The 16,522-nt window shown below is 64.5% G+C and carries 12 protein-coding genes; 6 read left to right on the top strand and 6 right to left on the bottom strand.

From position 1 onward, the window contains the following. Positions 1 to 176: 176 nt before the first annotated feature. Entirely contained in the window at positions 177 to 1,481 is a 1,305-nt protein-coding gene (locus ACZ9H4_RS20240) for an Nramp family divalent metal transporter (protein ID WP_408143853.1), read from the bottom strand. A gap of 628 nt (positions 1,482 to 2,109) precedes the next feature. Here ACZ9H4_RS20240 and ACZ9H4_RS20235 point away from each other — a divergent pair. The 4 genes from ACZ9H4_RS20235 to ACZ9H4_RS20220 all read left to right on the top strand — a co-directional run bounded on the left by ACZ9H4_RS20235 (position 2,110) and on the right by ACZ9H4_RS20220 (position 6,240). Next, positions 2,110 to 3,210 (top strand): polyamine ABC transporter substrate-binding protein, encoded by a 1,101-nt coding sequence (locus ACZ9H4_RS20235; RefSeq protein ID WP_476120521.1) that lies wholly within the window; start codon positions 2,110 to 2,112, stop codon positions 3,208 to 3,210. Between the two features lie 95 nt (positions 3,211 to 3,305). After that, the gene (locus ACZ9H4_RS20230; protein WP_408143849.1) at positions 3,306 to 4,496 is read left to right on the top strand and encodes an ABC transporter ATP-binding protein; all 1,191 of its coding nucleotides are present in this window, start codon (positions 3,306 to 3,308) and stop codon (positions 4,494 to 4,496) included. After that, positions 4,493 to 5,425, top strand: coding sequence for an ABC transporter permease subunit (locus ACZ9H4_RS20225; RefSeq protein WP_408153747.1), 933 nt, complete (start codon positions 4,493 to 4,495; stop codon positions 5,423 to 5,425). Before ACZ9H4_RS20230 ends, ACZ9H4_RS20225 begins: the two co-directional genes overlap by 4 nt. After that, positions 5,422 to 6,240, top strand: coding sequence for an ABC transporter permease subunit (locus tag ACZ9H4_RS20220; RefSeq protein WP_408143845.1), 819 nt, complete (start codon positions 5,422 to 5,424; stop codon positions 6,238 to 6,240). The genes ACZ9H4_RS20225 and ACZ9H4_RS20220 overlap by 4 nt, the downstream gene beginning before the upstream one ends. Before the next feature lie 106 nt (positions 6,241 to 6,346). Here the strand turns inward: ACZ9H4_RS20220 and ACZ9H4_RS20215 are convergent, their stop codons facing one another. Both ACZ9H4_RS20215 and ACZ9H4_RS20210 read right to left on the bottom strand, forming a co-directional pair. Beyond that, complete coding sequence (locus tag ACZ9H4_RS20215) at positions 6,347 to 7,750, bottom strand: methyl-accepting chemotaxis protein (protein ID WP_476120517.1); 1,404 nt, start codon at positions 7,748 to 7,750, stop codon at positions 6,347 to 6,349. 405 nt (positions 7,751 to 8,155) lie between these two features. Next, positions 8,156 to 9,061 (bottom strand): alpha/beta fold hydrolase, encoded by a 906-nt coding sequence (locus tag ACZ9H4_RS20210; RefSeq protein WP_476120515.1) that lies wholly within the window; start codon positions 9,059 to 9,061, stop codon positions 8,156 to 8,158. A gap of 244 nt (positions 9,062 to 9,305) precedes the next feature. Here ACZ9H4_RS20210 and ACZ9H4_RS20205 point away from each other — a divergent pair, with 244 nt between their 5' ends. Further along, a complete protein-coding gene (locus ACZ9H4_RS20205; RefSeq protein ID WP_476120513.1) occupies positions 9,306 to 9,986 on the top strand; it encodes a TetR family transcriptional regulator in 681 nt (226 codons plus the stop codon). Between the two features lie 146 nt (positions 9,987 to 10,132). On the opposite strand, the gene ACZ9H4_RS20200 is transcribed toward ACZ9H4_RS20205, so the two are convergent. The 3 genes from ACZ9H4_RS20200 to ACZ9H4_RS20190 all read right to left on the bottom strand — a co-directional run bounded on the left by ACZ9H4_RS20200 (position 10,133) and on the right by ACZ9H4_RS20190 (position 13,296). After that, entirely contained in the window at positions 10,133 to 11,314 is a 1,182-nt protein-coding gene (locus tag ACZ9H4_RS20200; RefSeq protein WP_408143837.1) for a tetratricopeptide repeat protein, read from the bottom strand. 112 nt (positions 11,315 to 11,426) lie between these two features. Next, entirely contained in the window at positions 11,427 to 12,107 is a 681-nt protein-coding gene (locus ACZ9H4_RS20195) for a PspA/IM30 family protein (protein WP_408143835.1), read from the bottom strand. A gap of 547 nt (positions 12,108 to 12,654) precedes the next feature. Next, the gene (locus ACZ9H4_RS20190) at positions 12,655 to 13,296 is read right to left on the bottom strand and encodes a hypothetical protein (RefSeq protein WP_476120511.1); all 642 of its coding nucleotides are present in this window, start codon (positions 13,294 to 13,296) and stop codon (positions 12,655 to 12,657) included. Positions 13,297 to 13,766: 470 nt separating this feature from the next. Between ACZ9H4_RS20190 and ACZ9H4_RS20185 the strand changes: the two genes are divergently transcribed. Next, positions 13,767 to 16,265, top strand: coding sequence for a penicillin-binding protein 1A (locus ACZ9H4_RS20185; RefSeq protein WP_476120509.1), 2,499 nt, complete (start codon positions 13,767 to 13,769; stop codon positions 16,263 to 16,265). Positions 16,266 to 16,522: the final 257 nt, after the last annotated feature.

Here is a 16,522-nt window from a genome sequence, read left to right as displayed (position 1 = left end):
CGTAAAGACGAAGTTCCGCTATGTTATCCGATGCGCGGCATGCGCCTCGCAGCAGCAGGCAGTGCAAACGAGCTTTGTCCATGCCCAGGCCCGTCGCCACCCTCAGCCTCACGTCCGCCCGGAAGCAAAGGTCGCACGGACCGCTTCTCTCACCGCCAGGCTGCGCACGCGCTGCGTCATCCGCCCAACGCCAGCTGCCACAGCAGCGCGCCGTTGAGCACGATGATGAACGCCGCGGACAGCCACGCCAGCGCGAGCGGCACGCCGCGCACGCGCCAGCCGCGCATCAGGCCCGCGTCCGACGTGTAGCGGATCAACGGCACGACGGCGAGCGGCAATTGCAGGCTCAGCACCACCTGGCTCGCCACCAGCAGCTGGTTGGAACCGTGCTGGCCGAACAGCGCGACCGCGAACAGCGCCGGCCCGATCGCCAGTGCGCGGGTGAGCAGCGCGCGTTTCCAGCGCGGCAGGCGGATCTGCAGAAAGCCTTCCATCACCGCCTGACCCGCCAGCGTCCCGGTGACGGTCGCGCTCAGGCCGCAGGCGAGCAGCGCCGCCGCGAACAGAATGCTGGCCCAGTGCGTGCCGACGAGCGGCGCGATCAGCCGGTGGGCGTCGGCGAGATCGGTGACGTCGCGATAGCCGCTCGTATAAAACACCGCGGCGGCCACGATCAGCAGCGCCGCGTTGATCACGAAAGCGAACGCCAGCGACGCGAACGTATCGATGTTGACGACCTGCAACGCGGCCTTGATCTGCGCGTCGCTGCCTTCCGGCGCGTGGTGCTTGACGAGTGCCGAATGAAGATAGAGGTTGTGCGGCATCACCGTCGCGCCGACGATGCCCGCCGCGAGCCACACCATGCCGGCGTTCCTCAGCAGCTCGACGCTCGGCGCGGCGCCGGCGAGCGCCGCGTGCCAGTCGGGCCGCGCCAGCGCCAGCTGTACGACGAAGCACAGGCCGACGAAGCCGATCAGCGCCGCGATCACCGCTTCGAGCTTGCGACCACCTTTCTGCTGGAGCGCGAGCAGTGCGAACGTGCACACCGCCGACATCAGTACGCCGACCGTCAGCGACACTCCGAGCAGCAGTTGTAACGCGACGGCACTGCCGACCACCTCGGCGACGTCGCACGCGATGATCGCGACCTCGCTGGTCAGCCAGAGGAAAAGGGTGCCGCGCCGGCCGGTGCGCTCGCGGCAGACCTGCGCGAGATCGCGCCCGGTCACGACGCCCAGCCGCGACGACAGCCATTGCAGCAGCATCGCCATCACGCTCGCCAGCAGCACCACGCCGAGCAGCCGGTAGCCGTAGCCGGCGCCGGCGCCGAGCGCGGTCGCCCAGTTGCCGGGGTCGATATAGCCGACCGCGATCAGCGCGCCGGCGCCGACGAACGAAAACCAGTGCGCCGGACGGCGCGGACCGTCGTCCGGCAGACGCCGGCGGCGGTTGGGCCGTAGTGCGAAGGGATTGGTGTTCATCGATGCCTGAGGTTCAGGACTGCATGCTCACGCAAGCCACGTGCCCAACGCGCAAGCGTCGGCGGCGCGTGGGGCCGGGCAGACATGGCGGGACCGGTGAACGAGCGGCGCTGCGCCGGCTGCCGGGCCTCCAGTTGCTATTGTGCACCGTCGGCCGGCGCACGGCGCATACGCCGGCCGGGACTTCGCGGCACCTCGCCCGCCGAAAGCCGAAAGCCGAAAGCCGAAAGCCGAAAGCCGAAAGCCGAAAGCCGAAAGCCGAAAGCCGAAAGCCGAAAGCAGGGAACCCGGAGCCGCCTGCCAGCAAGATGTGCCGCTCCCATCGACCACCAGCCGCCTCATGACAAGAGCGCGCCTACGCCCCAGCCAGCTCGACCCGACAGCCGGATAACGACAAAGCCGCGCCCGTGGCATTTTTTCGGGTAGACACGCGCCGATAACCCGCTAAAATTGCGGCCATTTTCCAGCGGTGCGGCCTGCGCTGTACCGTTTGCGCGACAGCGCGGCGTTTTTTTTGGACCGCGCAATAATTGATGATAGTTTTCGAGGTTTTCAGGGGAGCCGTGTGCGCAATGCCACGGCGTGAGTGACCACGGTCGGCGCGAGCGGGCCAAGATCGGAGAACGGGATGAAAAGACGGGTAGTGGGGCACATGGCGGCGCTGATCCTGTGTGCGGCGGCGTGGTTGACGGCCGCTGCGAAAGACACGCAGCTGAACGTGTATAACTGGTCCGATTACATCGCCAAGGACACCATTCCGAATTTCACCAAACAGAGCGGCGTCCAGGTCAAGTACGACAACTACGACAGCGACGACACGCTGCAGGCGAAGCTCCTCACCGGCCATTCCGGCTACGACATCGTCGTGCCGACCAGCAACTACGCAGGCAAGCAGATCGCCGCGGGCATCTTCGAGCCGCTCGACAAGTCGAAGCTGCCGAACCTGAAGTACCTCGACCCGTCGCTGATGGCGCTGGTGGCCGGCGCGGATCCGGGCAACAAGTACACGGTGCCCTGGGCGTACGGCACGACCGGTCTCGCTTACAACGTCACCAAGGCGCAGCAGATTCTCGGCAAGAACACGCCGCTCGATAGCTGGGACATCCTGTTCAAGCCGGAAAACATTTCGAAGCTGAAAGCCTGCGGCGTGTCCGTGCTCGATGCGCCGGACCAGATGTTCGCCGCCGCATTGCACTACATGGGCAAGGACCCGATGAGCACGAACCCGGACGACTACCGCGCCGCGCTCGCCATGCTCAAGAAAATCCGCCCGTACATCACGCAGTTCAACTCGTCGGGCTATATCAACGACCTGGTCGGCGGCGACGTGTGCTTTGCGTACGGCTGGTCGGGCGACGTCGTGATCGCCAAGCATCGCGCGCTCGAAGCGAAGAAGCCGTACAAGATCGAGTACTTCATTCCGAAGGGCGGCGCGCCGGTCTGGTTCGACGTGATGGCGATTCCGAAGGACGCGAAGCACAAGGAAGCCGCGCTCGAGTGGATCAACTACATCGAAACGCCGCAGGTGCACGCCGCGATCACCAACTCGGTCTACTATCCGAGCGCCAACCTCGAAGCGCGCAAGTACGTGGACAAGGACGTGGCGAACGACCCGGCCGTGTACCCGTCGCCCGATGTCATCAAGACCCTGTTCCTGCTCAAGCCGCTGCCGCAGGAAATCCAGCGGCTGCAAACGCGGCTGTGGACTGAACTCAAGTCCGGCCGCTGACCCGCGGCAACAGTGAACAGGTAAGCATCATCAAGAAGCCCTCGGTGTTCACCGGGGGCTTTGTTCGTCAAACGCCGGAGTGAAGCAGCATTATGATGAGTAGTGACCAGTCGGGCGCGGTGGCAGGGGCGAGCGCGCCGTCGCGGGGCCAGGGCGCCGTTACAGGCGTCGGCACGGGCGCCGGCGCGGGCGACCCAGCGGACCATTTCATCCAGATCGTCGACGTCGTGAAGAAGTTCGGCGAGACCGTCGCGGTCAAAGGGGTGAACCTGTCGGTGAAGAAGGGCGAGCTGTTCGCGCTGCTCGGCAGTTCCGGCTGCGGCAAGTCGACCTTGCTGCGCATGATGGCCGGGCTGGAAACGGTGACCTCGGGCAAGATCCTGATCGACGGCGAGGACCTCGCGCAATTGCCGCCGTACCGCCGGCCGGTCAACATGATGTTCCAGTCGTATGCGCTCTTTCCGCACATGACGGTGGAGGCGAACGTCGCCTTCGGTCTGAAGCAGGAAGGCGTGCCGAAGGCCGAACTGAAAGAGCGCGTGCAGACCGCGCTCGATCTCGTGCAGATGGGCCGCTTCGCGAAGCGCAAGCCGCATCAGCTGTCGGGCGGCCAGCAGCAGCGCGTGGCGCTGGCGCGTTCGCTCGTCAAGCGGCCCAAGCTGCTGCTGCTCGACGAGCCGATGTCCGCGCTCGACAAGCAGATCCGCCAGCGCACCCAGATCGAACTGGTCAACATTCTCGACCAGGTCGGCGTGACCTGCATGATGGTCACGCACGACCAGGAAGAAGCGATGACGATGGCCGACCGGCTCGCCGTGATGAGCGAAGGCGAGATCGTCCAGCTCGGCACGCCGCATGAGGTGTACGAGTATCCGAACAGCCGCTTTTCGGCGGAGTTCATCGGCTCGACCAATCTGTTCGAGGGCCACACGGTCGAAGACGAACCCGACTACGTGTTCATCGAAACGCCCGACCTGCCGTGCCGCCTGTATGTGAGCCACGGCATCACCGGGCCGCTCGGCATGCCGGTGACGATTTCGGTGCGCCCCGAGCGCATCGCGCTCACGCGCAAGCCGCCCGAAGGCGCGTACAACTGGGGCAAGGGCGTCGTCACGAATATCGCGTATATGGGCGGCTATTCGCTGTATCACGTGAAGCTCGACGGCGGCAAGACGGTGATCGCGAACGTGACGAGCCTCGCGCTCACGGAGATCGATCCGCCCACCTGGGGCGACGAAGTGTACGTGCGCTGGAGCGCCTCGGCCGGTGTGGTGCTGACGTCATGAAGCGCGCGCTCGATGCCTTCGTCAACTGGCCGGTGCGGCGCTTCAATCTGAGCGGCCGCAGCGCGGTGGTGGCCGGGCCGTTTGTCTGGCTGCTGCTGTTTTTCCTCGTGCCGTTCCTGCTGGTCGTGAAGATCAGCTTCGCCGATTCGCAGCTCGGCATTCCGCCGTATACGCAGCTGGTGAATTTCGCCGAAGGCGCGATTCACATCACACTCGACCTCTCGCACTACGCGTTTCTGTTCACCGACAGCCTCTATTTCGCGACCTATGTGAACTCGGTGGTGGTCGCCGCGATCTCGACCGTGCTGTGTCTGCTGATCGGCTATCCGATGGCGTACTACATCGCGCGCTCGAATCCGGCTACCCGCAATCTGCTGATGATGGCCGTGATGCTGCCGTTCTGGACCTCGTTCCTGATTCGCGTGTACGCATGGATCGGTATCCTGAAGAACAACGGCTTGCTGAACAACTTCCTGATGTCGATCGGTCTGATTCATTCGCCGATCGAGCTATATCACACGAACACCGCCGTTTACATCGGCATGGTGTATTCGTATCTGCCATTTCTCGTGATGCCGCTGTACGCGCATCTGGTGAAGATGGACCTGACCTTGCTCGAAGCCGCGTACGACCTCGGCGCGAAACCGTGGAAGGCGTTCTGGCAGATCACGTTGCCGCTGTCGAAGAACGGCATCATCGCCGGTTGCCTGCTGGTGTTCATTCCGGCGGTGGGCGAGTACGTGATTCCCGAGTTGCTCGGCGGCGCGGACACGCTGATGATCGGCCGCGTGATGTGGAATGAGTTCTTCGACAACGCCGACTGGCCGATGGCGTCCGCGGTGACCTGCGCGATGGTGTTGCTGTTACTGGTGCCGATGGCGTTTTTCCAGCGCGCGCAGGCCAAGGCGATGGAGGAGCGGCGCCAATGAAGCCGAACCGGATGGTGCAGTTGATTGCTCTCGGGATCGGATTCCTGTTCCTGTATATCCCGATCGTGAGCCTGGTGGTGTATTCGTTCAACGAATCGCAACTGGTCACGGTGTGGACGCGTTTTTCGCTGCGCTGGTACGCGGCGCTGCTGCGCGACGACGAGCTGATCGCGGCGGCCTGGCTGTCGCTGCGGGTGGCGCTGCTGACGGCGTTCGCGTCGGTGATCATTGGTACGTGGGCGGGTTTCGTGCTCGCGCGGATGGGGCGGTTTCGCGGCTTCACGCTATATACCGGCATGATCAACGCGCCGCTGGTGATTCCCGAAGTGATTCAGGGCATCTCGTTGCTGCTGCTGTTCATCGAAATGGCCCGCTGGCTCGGATGGCCGGCCGAGCGCGGCGTGTTCACGATCTGGATCGGCCACGTGATGCTGTGCATTTCGTATGTGGCGATCATCGTGCAGTCGCGTGTGAAGGAGTTGCACCCGTCGCTCGAAGAGGCCGCGCTCGATCTCGGCGCCACGCCGCTGCGCGTGTTTTTCTCCATCACGTTGCCGCTGATTTCGCAGGCGCTCGTGTCCGGCTGGCTGCTGTCGTTCACGTTGTCGATCGACGATCTGGTGCTCTCGGCGTTCCTCTCCGGCCCCGGTTCGACGACGCTGCCGCTGGTGGTGTTCTCGCGCGTGCGGCTCGGGTTGAACCCGGAAATGAACGCGCTCGCGACGCTGTTCATCGCGGTCGTGACGCTCGGCGTGGTAGTGGCCAACTACTTCATGCAGCGCGCCGAGCGCAAGCGCACGGTGATGGCGGCTTAGGAAGCGGCTTAGGGAGCGCTTTAGGGAGCGCTTCAAGGAGGTGCGCCGCGAGTGCGTCGCACCTTCAGCTTCAGTGCCGCCGTGCAGGAAGGCGCACCGCGCGCGTTCAAACCTTGTAGCCGATCCGCACGCCGCCCCAATGGCGCCCGCCGACGAACACCGGCGCCGACGCGTCCTTCATCAGCACGAACTGGCCGCCGCCCATGTCGCGGCGGTAAGTCTGCAACAAAAACTTCTTCGTGTGCGACGCGGCCGCGATGCCGGTCCGATCATCGAACATGCGCCGGTTGCGGCAGTTCGCCATGTTCCACACGACGTCGTCGCGCGGCGGTAACGAGAACTTCAGATTGTGGGTCGGCAGATAGCCGCGTGCATCGACCGCCGCGCAGAACGCGACACGTGGATCGAGATCGAGCAAGGGCTCCTGAATCGCGGGCAACACGCGGTCGGTGAAAGCGGTGAAGCGCGTCTGAAACTGCGGCGGGTTGGTCCCCGTCACCGGCACGTAGCGTTGATCGAACAGATCGTCGAGCGATACTTCGCCGCGCGCAACGGCTGCTTCGAACAGCTTGCTTACCGTCGCGGCGGCCTGCTGCACCGCTTCGATGAAACGCGTGTCCGTGGTTTCGACCCCGGTCGCGGCGGTCAGCTCGATCAAGGTCTCGGACACGCCGAGCAGATTCCCCAGGCGGTCCTTCGCCTGCGCGAAGTTCTCGCTCGAATCCTCGACACCGCTCGCCATTTCCAGCACCTGCGCTTCGAGTCCGTCACACTGCGTTTCGATTTCGCCGGTTAGTGCCGCAATCTGGCCGGCCTCGTTGTTCAACTGCGCGATCGCGTCGCCGGTTGCATGCACGACGTCGCCGATCTTGCGCGTGCCTTCGCGCACGCGATGCGCCCGCGCGGTGTTCACCGAACCTTCGTTGATCAGCTGCTCGGTCTGCTGCGTGAGCTGCGCGAGCGTCGTCTCGATCTGGCCGGTGGCCTGCGCGGTTTTCGCCGACAGGTTCTTCACCTCGGCGGCCACCACGGCGAAGCTGCGGCCCGATTCGCCGGCGCGCGCGGCTTCGATCGCGGCATTCAGCGCCAGCAGATGGGTTTGACGGGCGATCAGCGAGATTTCCTCGGAGACGCGGCTCACGTGCGCCAGCGCGCTGCGCAGCGCGCCGATCTGGCTTTCGATCACCGTCACGCCCTCGACCAGCCCGTGAATATCGGCGAGCGATGCTTCGAGCGTCTGTTGGGATCCCTGCACACCGGCTGCGGCTTCGGCCGACACGCTGCGCATTTCGCGCGCGGCCGCGGCGATGCGATGATTGCCCGCCAGCGTTTGCGCGGCGGATTCGCGCAGCGCCCGGCATACCTGGGCCTGGTGCTGCACGCGCGCGGCGACTTCCTCGACGTGACCCGATACGTCGCAAATCTCGATGCCCAGTTTGCCGGCTTGCGCGGCAATATCGCCGACGACCGTGTGCGAACGGGCTGTTCGGCGAAAGCTGAAACGCGTCATGGACGTCTCCTTGATGGCGCGGGTGGTGCGGATGGAGCGCACGGTTGTGATCCCAGCGCCGTCAGGCGGCGCGGATGCAGCGTCTTCTGGCTGCGTTTACGGCACGCTTTCAGGCGTCTTGATACGGGGTATCCCGCAGTCGGTATGATGTGCGGTCGAACTGCGCCTCGCAGCCTTTCCTTTTCCTAGCGGTAACGATGATCGACTCTTTTGCGCGCGTTTCGGGCTGGCAACAGCTCTATCACCTGTGGGAGCTGCTCGTGATGGTCGCCAAATTTCTTTGGGGGCTATTGCGTCTGCTGGGCGGGGGGTGATGGGAGGATGTTTCGCGCGCAGCTGCTGCGCGCGAAACAGTGGCGTGGCAAAGATGTGGATCAGCGTTGGCGAAAAATCGACGTGTGACGCTCAGGCCGGCGCGCGCCGCGTGCTGATGTCGACCGCCACAGGCGCCTCGGGCGCCCCGAGAAACGCGCGCAGATCGTCCATCACGCGCTCGGGCGCTTCTTCCATCGGAATGTGGCCGAGTCCCGCATACATGACGGACTTCGCGCCCGGAATGCGACTCGCGAACTCGGCCGCGTGCGCGGTCGGTATCCAGCGATCCCTGGCACCCCATAGCACCAGCGCGGGCACGTCGAGCGTCTTCAGCATGTCGGTGTCGACTTCGCTGAAATCGAGCGTCGGCACCATCTTGCCGATCGCGGCGCGCGTGCCTTCTCCATGGAAAAATTCGACGTAACGCCGCAGCGTCGCCGCGTCGATTTTGCGCGGGTCGCCATACACATTGCGCACCGCGCTTTTGATGATCGCTTCGGGCAGCCACCGCGGCGAACTCGCCCGCACCAGCGCGCTATTGAACAGGCCGATGTAGATGGGCAGCTTCATCGGAAAGCCCGCCGAGTCGATCAACACGAGCCGCTCCACGGCCTTGCGGTGGCGCGCCGCATAGTCCCACGCGATCAGGCCGCCGAGCGAATTGCCGATGAAGGTTGCGCGCCCGATGCCGAGCGCCTGCATGAAGGTGTCGATGAAACGCCGGTACGTCGGCAGGTTCATGGTTTCGATGGCGCCGCTCGCCGAACGCAGCGGCCCGGTCACGCCGAACGGCGGCAGGTCGAGGCGGATCACGCGGTGCGTTTGCCCGAGTTCGTCGGCGACGCGATTCCACGTGTGCAGTGAAGACGCGAAACCGTGAATCATCACGATTGCGTCGCCATGGCCTTCATCGACGTAATGCACGTCGGCGCCCATGATCGTCACGAACTTCGAACCGTGTTGCGTATAGCGGCGCCGCAGTTCGGCGCGCGGCACGCTGGTAATGCCAAGGCGCGCGGCGAGCGATCGCGGCGGATGGTGCGGCGGATGGTGCGGAAGTGGCAGACGTCACGGCGATCTCCGGCAGCGGGTGAAAAGCCTGGCGCGAGGTCCAGGCAAGAAACCGTTGTCTACAAATGTCTACTGCGGCGTAACGCGAGAGTAGACAACTGTACACATCGCGTCAAGATCGTTAGAGTGCTGCTATCAAACGCGCGCGATGCGCAATCACCGGAAGCCGATGAAATCCGTGTTCGAAGCGGCGGCCGTCGCCGACCCAGGCCTTGTCGACGCGCAGGAATTGCCGGCGGGCAAGCGCAAACTGATCGAAGCCGCACTGCGGTTGACTGCGGGCGGCCGCAGTTTCGCGAGCCTGGGTTTGCGTGAACTGGCACGCGAGGCCGGGCTCAATCCCAACACGTTCTATCGTCATTTCGACACGCTCGATGAACTGGCGCGCGAGGCCGTCGAATCGGTGAGCCGGCGCTTGCGGCCGATGCTGCGGCGCGAGCGCTGGCTCGCCGCGCACGCCGAGCCGCATAGCGTGCCGCGTCGCGCGTGCATGGCGTTCTTTGCGTTCGCGCAGGATAACCGCGAGGCGTTCCTGAGCGCGCTGGCCGAATATCACGGTACTTCGCCGGCGCTGCGTGAGGCGGTGCGCGCGAATCTGCACGAGGTGTCGGCGGAAATGGCCGACGACGTCGTGCAATTAGCGCTGATGCCGACGCTGGCCCGTGTGAGCGTCGATGAAGTTTGTACGCAGATCGTGCTGCAACTGTTTCATCTGTCGGCCGAATATATCGACGCGGATGCCACGCGCCGCGAGGCGCTGATCGATTACGCGGAACGCTTCATCGTCAGGCTGTTTGCGGGTTCGGTGCTGCTTGCGCAGCATGAGGCGGGGAGGGGCGGGGCGGATTGAAGCCCTGCGAGCCGATGTCTCGTGTAGTGAATCGGCAAAGAAATCAGAACAGGCTCCTGTGAACTGCGGAGCCTGTTTTTTTGAATGACGCGATGCACGCCAATTGGCGTTGCGGCGCACATCGGCATGCGTCAGCACATGCTGTTTCAGGTGTCGGTCCAGCCGCCCGAATCGTCGTTGCTGCCCATGTCGACACCGCCGCCACCGTTGTCGTTCCAGTCGTTCGAGCCCTGGCCGAAATCGAGGCCGCCGCCGTTGCCGCCGTCGTTGCCACGGCGCCGCGCTTCGTCGTCGACGATCACGTCGCGCTCCACCACGCGCTCGCGGCCGGAGTTCAGCGCTTCGCCGAGCAGCACGCCGGTGAGCAGGCCGCCCATGCCACCGCCAAAACCGCCGCCTTGCTGGACGACGACCGGCGGCTGTTGCTGATACGGGCCTTGCTGCGGATAGGGTGCTTGCGGCGGATTGCCGAAACGTTCCGCTTCCTGCGCATACGGCGACTGCTGCTGGTTACCGGCGGCCGCCGCGGCAGCCGGATCGGGCCGCCCGTCGGCGCGTGCGCGCAGGCTGGCTAGACGCTGTTCGAGCTCGTCGAGCTGATACGGCGGCAGCGGATTCTTGCCGTTCGACAAACCCTCGACGACGCCGCGCAACTGATCTTCGGTTGCTTCGACTTCCTTTTCCAGCGCCTCATGACCCGGTGCGGTGGAAAGCTTCACGTCGAGCTTCAGTGAACGCACTGCGTTGAGCATGTCGGTCGCGCGCTTGAGCTGCTCGCGACGATCGCCGTCGGCGCGCGTGTCGTCCTGCGTGCGCGCGCGGCGCAAAGTCCAGCGCAGCACCAACGCAATCACGCCAATCAGAACTATGATGCCGATCCACATACCGACCCCCGGGCCATGTTGTTGCGCTTGCGGCTGCATCGCCGACTGTTGCTGCACAGCAGGCGCATTCTGCTGGGCGAACGGATTCGCGGCGCGACCCGTGGTGTTGCCGCCCGCGCGCTCCGCGTCCCTGCGGATGCGTGATTCGGTTTGCGCGAAGCGGTTCGGGTCCGTGAAGCGGATTTGCGGGTCGAGCGTCCTGGCCTGTTGCAGCTGGGCGAGCGCGTCGCCATAGCGGCCTTCGCGATCGAGCACCTGGCTGTACAGATAGTGCGCGCGGGCGTTGTTCGGATGGGCCTGCAGCACCTCGCTCAGACCGGTATCGGCTTGCTGCCAGTTGCCTTGCGACATCGCCGATTCGATCTGCTGAACGCTCGGCACGGCGAACGCCGCTGCCGACACCAGCAGCAGCGAAGCGAACGCGGTTGCGAGAAATTTTTTCATTTGCGGACCGGGCGCGTAGCGCCCGTCTCCTTCAGTCGTTACCAGTGGCCGCGCGGATGATCGGCCGGCATGCCGGGCCCGTACGAGGCCGCCGGCATGTACTGCCGTGCGATTACTGCGCCGGCGTGTTGAGCTGCTTCTTCAATGCTTCCAGACGATCTTCGACGGACGGGCCGCGGTTCAAATCTGCGAGCTTGTCGTCGAGGGCTTTGCCGCTCTTCACATCGGCGGAATTCAGACGGGCGTCCGAGCGGGCATTCGACAACGACACCTTGTCTTCGAGCTTCTGGAAATCTTCAGAAAGGTTCTTGCCGCCGATCCCGCCCAACGCGGTCGCCGCGACGTCTTTCGCTTCGGCGATCTGCTGCTTCGCCTGCAGGATGTTCGAACGCGCGTTGAGGTCGTTGCGGCGGCTGCGCATGTCTTCGATCTGGCTCTTCAGCTGCGCCACCGACGGCTCGAGCGTGGTCAGCTCCTTCGTCAGCGCATCGCGTTCGGCTTCGGCCGTGGCCTGCGCGCCGAGAGCTTCACGCGCGAGCGCTTCATCGCCGGATTGCAGCGCGCGCTTCGCGCCGTCTTCATACTTCTTCGCCTTGTCTGCGGCAACATCGCGCTTGCTTTGCTGCGTGGCCACTTGCGCCTGAATCTCGATCAGCGAGTTCTCGGCCTTGCCGATGCTTTCGTCGAGTTCGCGCACGATCTGGCGCGAGTCGCGCGACGGATCCTGCACGGAGTCGGCCGCGTCGTTCAGGAGACCTTTGAGCGTGCGCGAAATGCTGTCAAAAAGCGACATGAAAACCTCCAAAGAATGGTGTTGGCGCTGAATAATCCGGCGCGCTTAACTGCTTTTCACTGCTACTTTACGCCGCTGCGCACGAAGCTGCGCAAACGTTCGGACCGGAGTTCGGGGCGCGCTCGCCAATTGCAATAGCGATGCCGTGAATTGTCCGGTTCGAAGGTTAAAACGGTGAATAGTTTCAAAGGTTAAATCGCGCGAGGCGTCTTCGACTTGACCGCGAATATACACCACGCGTCCTCTTAAAAACGGCTTGCGGGGCGCAATGGCTCATTGCCCCGGCTGGGGCGCGGCAGGTGGGGGAGAAGCGAGTGAAAGGGGCTGTGCGCCATGCCCGGCCGAGCCTGCGTGCGAGGCGTGGCTCGTTCATGCCGGGCGGCTTTAACGATGCGAATGACTCAAATGTCAGACGCTTTTTTCATTCGAGCAAATGGCGATTCGAATGCTCAAGCTTGCAATGCCGAAAGCTCGTCCATTTGAATCGCCTTAATGTAACGATATGCAACGGGCATGCCACGAAATGCGCAATTCGCTGCGCTTTTTGTTACGCGAAGCGGCCGCCTTCGGTGCTCGGGTCGCCGCTTGGTTCGTCGTCGTCGCGCGGCTTGTCGATCCGTGGGCGCTTCAGCACGTTGCGCAGCGGCGCTTCCATGTCGGATGGCTGCTGCGCCGAAGCTTGATCGGCTGCCGCTTTCGCTTCGGCGACTCGCGCGACTGCTTCGGCGGTGGCCGCGGCTTCCAGATCGGCTTCCGCGGCGAGGGCGGCTGCGAGGCCCGCCGGCAGCAGCGGAGCGGGTTGGGCGCCAGGCCCGCGTGGCAATGCATCCGCGGCGCGCGACGAATGCTCGTGACCTGTTGTACCGGTAGAGTCCGCTGTTGCGTCCGCCGCCTCAGGAGGGCCTCCGTCCGCGCGTGTCTGCAGCGCCGCCGGCAACACGGCACGGGCGTAGCGCGTGCCGCGCGCCACGCGTTGCAGCGCCGCGTCGAGCGCATCGGGCGCGCGCGGCGCGCGCAACCGGTCGACGATGCTCGCCGCCTTCACCTGCTCGCTGGTCGCGCCGAAGCTCAGCACGGCGCGCCGCATCAGCTCGCTGACGCTAATGCCCAGATTCTCGGCGGTGGAGGTGATCGCGCGTTTCTGCGCGGTCGTCACGAATACGACGATGCGTTCGCTCGGCTTGTTCATGGTTGGCTCGCATACTTGTTGGCATGGGCGGGTCAAGGCGTTATCCGGTAGACGCCAGCGCGCGCACCGGTGTCGTTGCGCGCGCCGGGACCATCATATGACGAGTTGCACCGATGCGAAACGGGCGCGACATGAAAATCCCGTGACATCAACGAGTTGTGGCGTTTCCAGGGGCTTTGTCCACAGGCCTTTCCCCGTTTTCTGCTGATAACCCGGGCGTAACCCCCAAAATGCCTGGTGGCCGCGGCACGAAGGGAATTCTTACAAAAAAACTGGCTTGACGCCCGCTTGATTTCTTTAAAATGCTCTGTTACGTTGCGCCGGACATGGTCCCAGGCGTGCCGTGCGGCCGGCCGGGGGCAAGCGGCTGCGCGGTGGCTACGCCTCTGGCTACGGGGTTCGATCACCACCCATGCGCGCGCCGCGAGCGCGGGCAGACAGGCGTGCTTCAGGCGCCCACTTTTCCAGTCATGCCAATCATCAAACGACCGCATTCCTCCCATTCTCCGTCCGGTGAAGACCGGGATTCCTACCAACGCACTCCAGGACGCAATGCCGCTTCGCGCGATGCGGAGGCCGGCCGCCGTTCGCTCGGCGCGACGCTCGCGCTCTGGTTCGTGGGGCTCCTCGCGACTGTCGCGGTGGTGGGTGCGCTGATTGTCGGCTATGCGCTGGTGGTGATGGGGCCGCAACTGCCGTCGCTCGATGCGTTGACCGACTATCGTCCGAAAGTGCCGCTGCGCGTCTATACGGCGGACCACGTGCTGATCGGCGAATTCGGCGAAGAGCGGCGCAGCCTCGTGCGCTTTCAGGACATTCCCGACCAGATGAAGAAAGCAGTGCTCGCGATCGAGGACTACCGCTTCTACGAGCACGGCGGCGTCGACTTCGTCGGCATTCTGCGCGCCGGCGTATCGGACCTGATGCACGGCGGCGCCTCGCAGGGCGCGAGCACGATCACGATGCAGGTGGCGCGCAACTTCTTCCTGTCGAGCGAGAAGACCTATACGCGCAAGATCTACGAGATGCTGCTCGCGTACAAGATCGAGCGAGCGCTCACGAAAGATCAGATTCTCGAGCTGTACATGAACCAGATCTATCTGGGCGAGCGCGCGTACGGCTTCGCGTCGGCCGCGCGCGTGTACTTCGGCAAGGATCTGAAAGACATCACGCTGGCGCAGGCCGCGATGCTGGCCGGCTTGCCGAAGGCGCCGTCCGCGTATAACCCGGTGGTCAATCCGAAGCGCGCGAAGATCCGCCAGGAGTACATTCTGAAGCGCATGCTCGAGCTGAAATACATCAGCCAGGAGCAGTACGAGCAGGCCGTGAAGGAAGAGATTCACACGAAGAACCCGGGCAACGAATACAGCGTGCACGCGGAGTACATCGCCGAAATGGTTCGGCAGATGATGTACGCGCAGTACAAGGACGAAACCTACACGCGCGGTCTGAACGTCACCACGACGATCGATTCGGCGGATCAGGACGCGGCGTACCGCGCGGTGCGCAAGGGCGTGATGGATTACGAACGGCGTCACGGCTATCGCGGGCCGGAAGGCTTCGTGCAACTGCCCGCACCGGGCGACGAGCGCGATCAGACCATCGACGACGCGCTCACCGATCACCCGGACAACGGCGAGATCATCGCCGCCGTGGTGACGGATGCGAGTCCGAAGCAGGTGAAGGCGCAGCTGGTGGACGGCACCCAGGTGACGATCAGCGGCGACGGCCTGCGCTTCACCGCGGCCGCGCTGAGCGCGCGCGCGACGGCGGCCACGAAGATCAAGCCGGGCTCGATCGTGCGCCTCGTCGCCGTCGACAAGGGCAACTGGCAGATCACCCAACTGCCGCAGGTGGAAGGCGCGCTCGTGTCGCTCACGCCGCAGGACGGCGCGATCCGCGCGCTGGTGGGCGGCTTCGACTTCAACAAGAACAAGTTCAACCACGTCACGCAGGCATGGCGTCAGCCGGGTTCGAGCTTCAAGCCGTTCATCTATTCGGCGGCGCTCGACAAGGGCGTGGGACCGGCGACGATCATCAACGACGCGCCGCTGTATTTCCCCGCGAGCACGCCGGGCGGCGATGCGTGGGAGCCGAAGGACGACGACCAGCCGGACGGTCCGATGCCGATGCGGCTCGCGTTGCAGAAGTCGAAGAACCTGGTCTCGATCCGCATCCTGTCGTTCATCGGCACCAAGTACGCGCAGGACTTCGTCACCCAGCGTTTCGGTTTCGATGCCGACAAGACCCCGCCGTATCTGCCGATGGCCCTCGGCGCCGGTCTCGTCACGCCGCTGCAGTCGGCGGGTGCGTACTCGGTGTTTGCGAACGGCGGCTACCGGATCAACCCGTATCTGATCAACGAGGTCACGGACGCACGCGGGGAGCCGCTGTCGAAAGCGCAGCCGCTGACGGCCGGGCGTGACGCGCCGCGCACGCTGGAACCGCGCAACGCGTACATCATGAACAGCCTGCTGCACTCGGTGGCCACGGCCGGTACGGGCGCGGGCACCAACGTGCTGCGCCGTTCGGACCTGCAAGGCAAGACGGGTACGACCAACGACGCGAAGGACGGCTGGTTCGCCGGCTATCAGCAGTCGCTGGTGGCGGTTGCGTGGATGGGTTACGACCAGCCGAAGACCCTCGGCAGCCGCGAATTCGGCGCGCAGCTCGCGTTGCCGATCTGGATCGAGTACATGCAGCGCGCGCTGCGCGGCGTGCCGCAAGCCGAGCCGCAGCCGCCGCCGGGCGTGACCGCGGTCGACGGCGAACTGTTCTTCACCGACATGATGCCGGGCAACGGCTTCGTCGCGAGCATCGGGCTCGATTCGGCGAATCCTGTGGCCGGCACCGACGCGGTGGGCGGCGTGGGACCGGCGGGCATGACGCCGCCGACGGTGCCGCCGCCGAGCGTGTCGTCGAACGAGAAGAAGCAGATCATGGATCTGTTCGAGTCGAACAAGCCTTGATGGGCCTGCGTGCGCAAGCCGCGCGGGCCGCGCACGCGAGTTTGTGAAAGAGCAAGGAAGGCACGGCTGGAGTGTGTTCGAGCAGTCTGGGTAACGTATTCCGGACGCCTTCCTGCCGTTCTTTCCAACCAATTCTGTGTGCGTGGTCGGCAGTATGTTTTAATCACGCTTCTGGTGCTTTTTACCAGCGCTAACGCACCGCACCGCACCACAGCACAGCACCACACCGCAACGTCCGCCGCGAGCGAGACGTCCCC

The sequence above is a fragment of the Paraburkholderia sp. TE9906 genome, from assembly GCF_056279605.1.
Note: the sequence above shows the minus strand (reverse complement) of the source record. Positions and strands in the feature narration are given on the sequence as shown.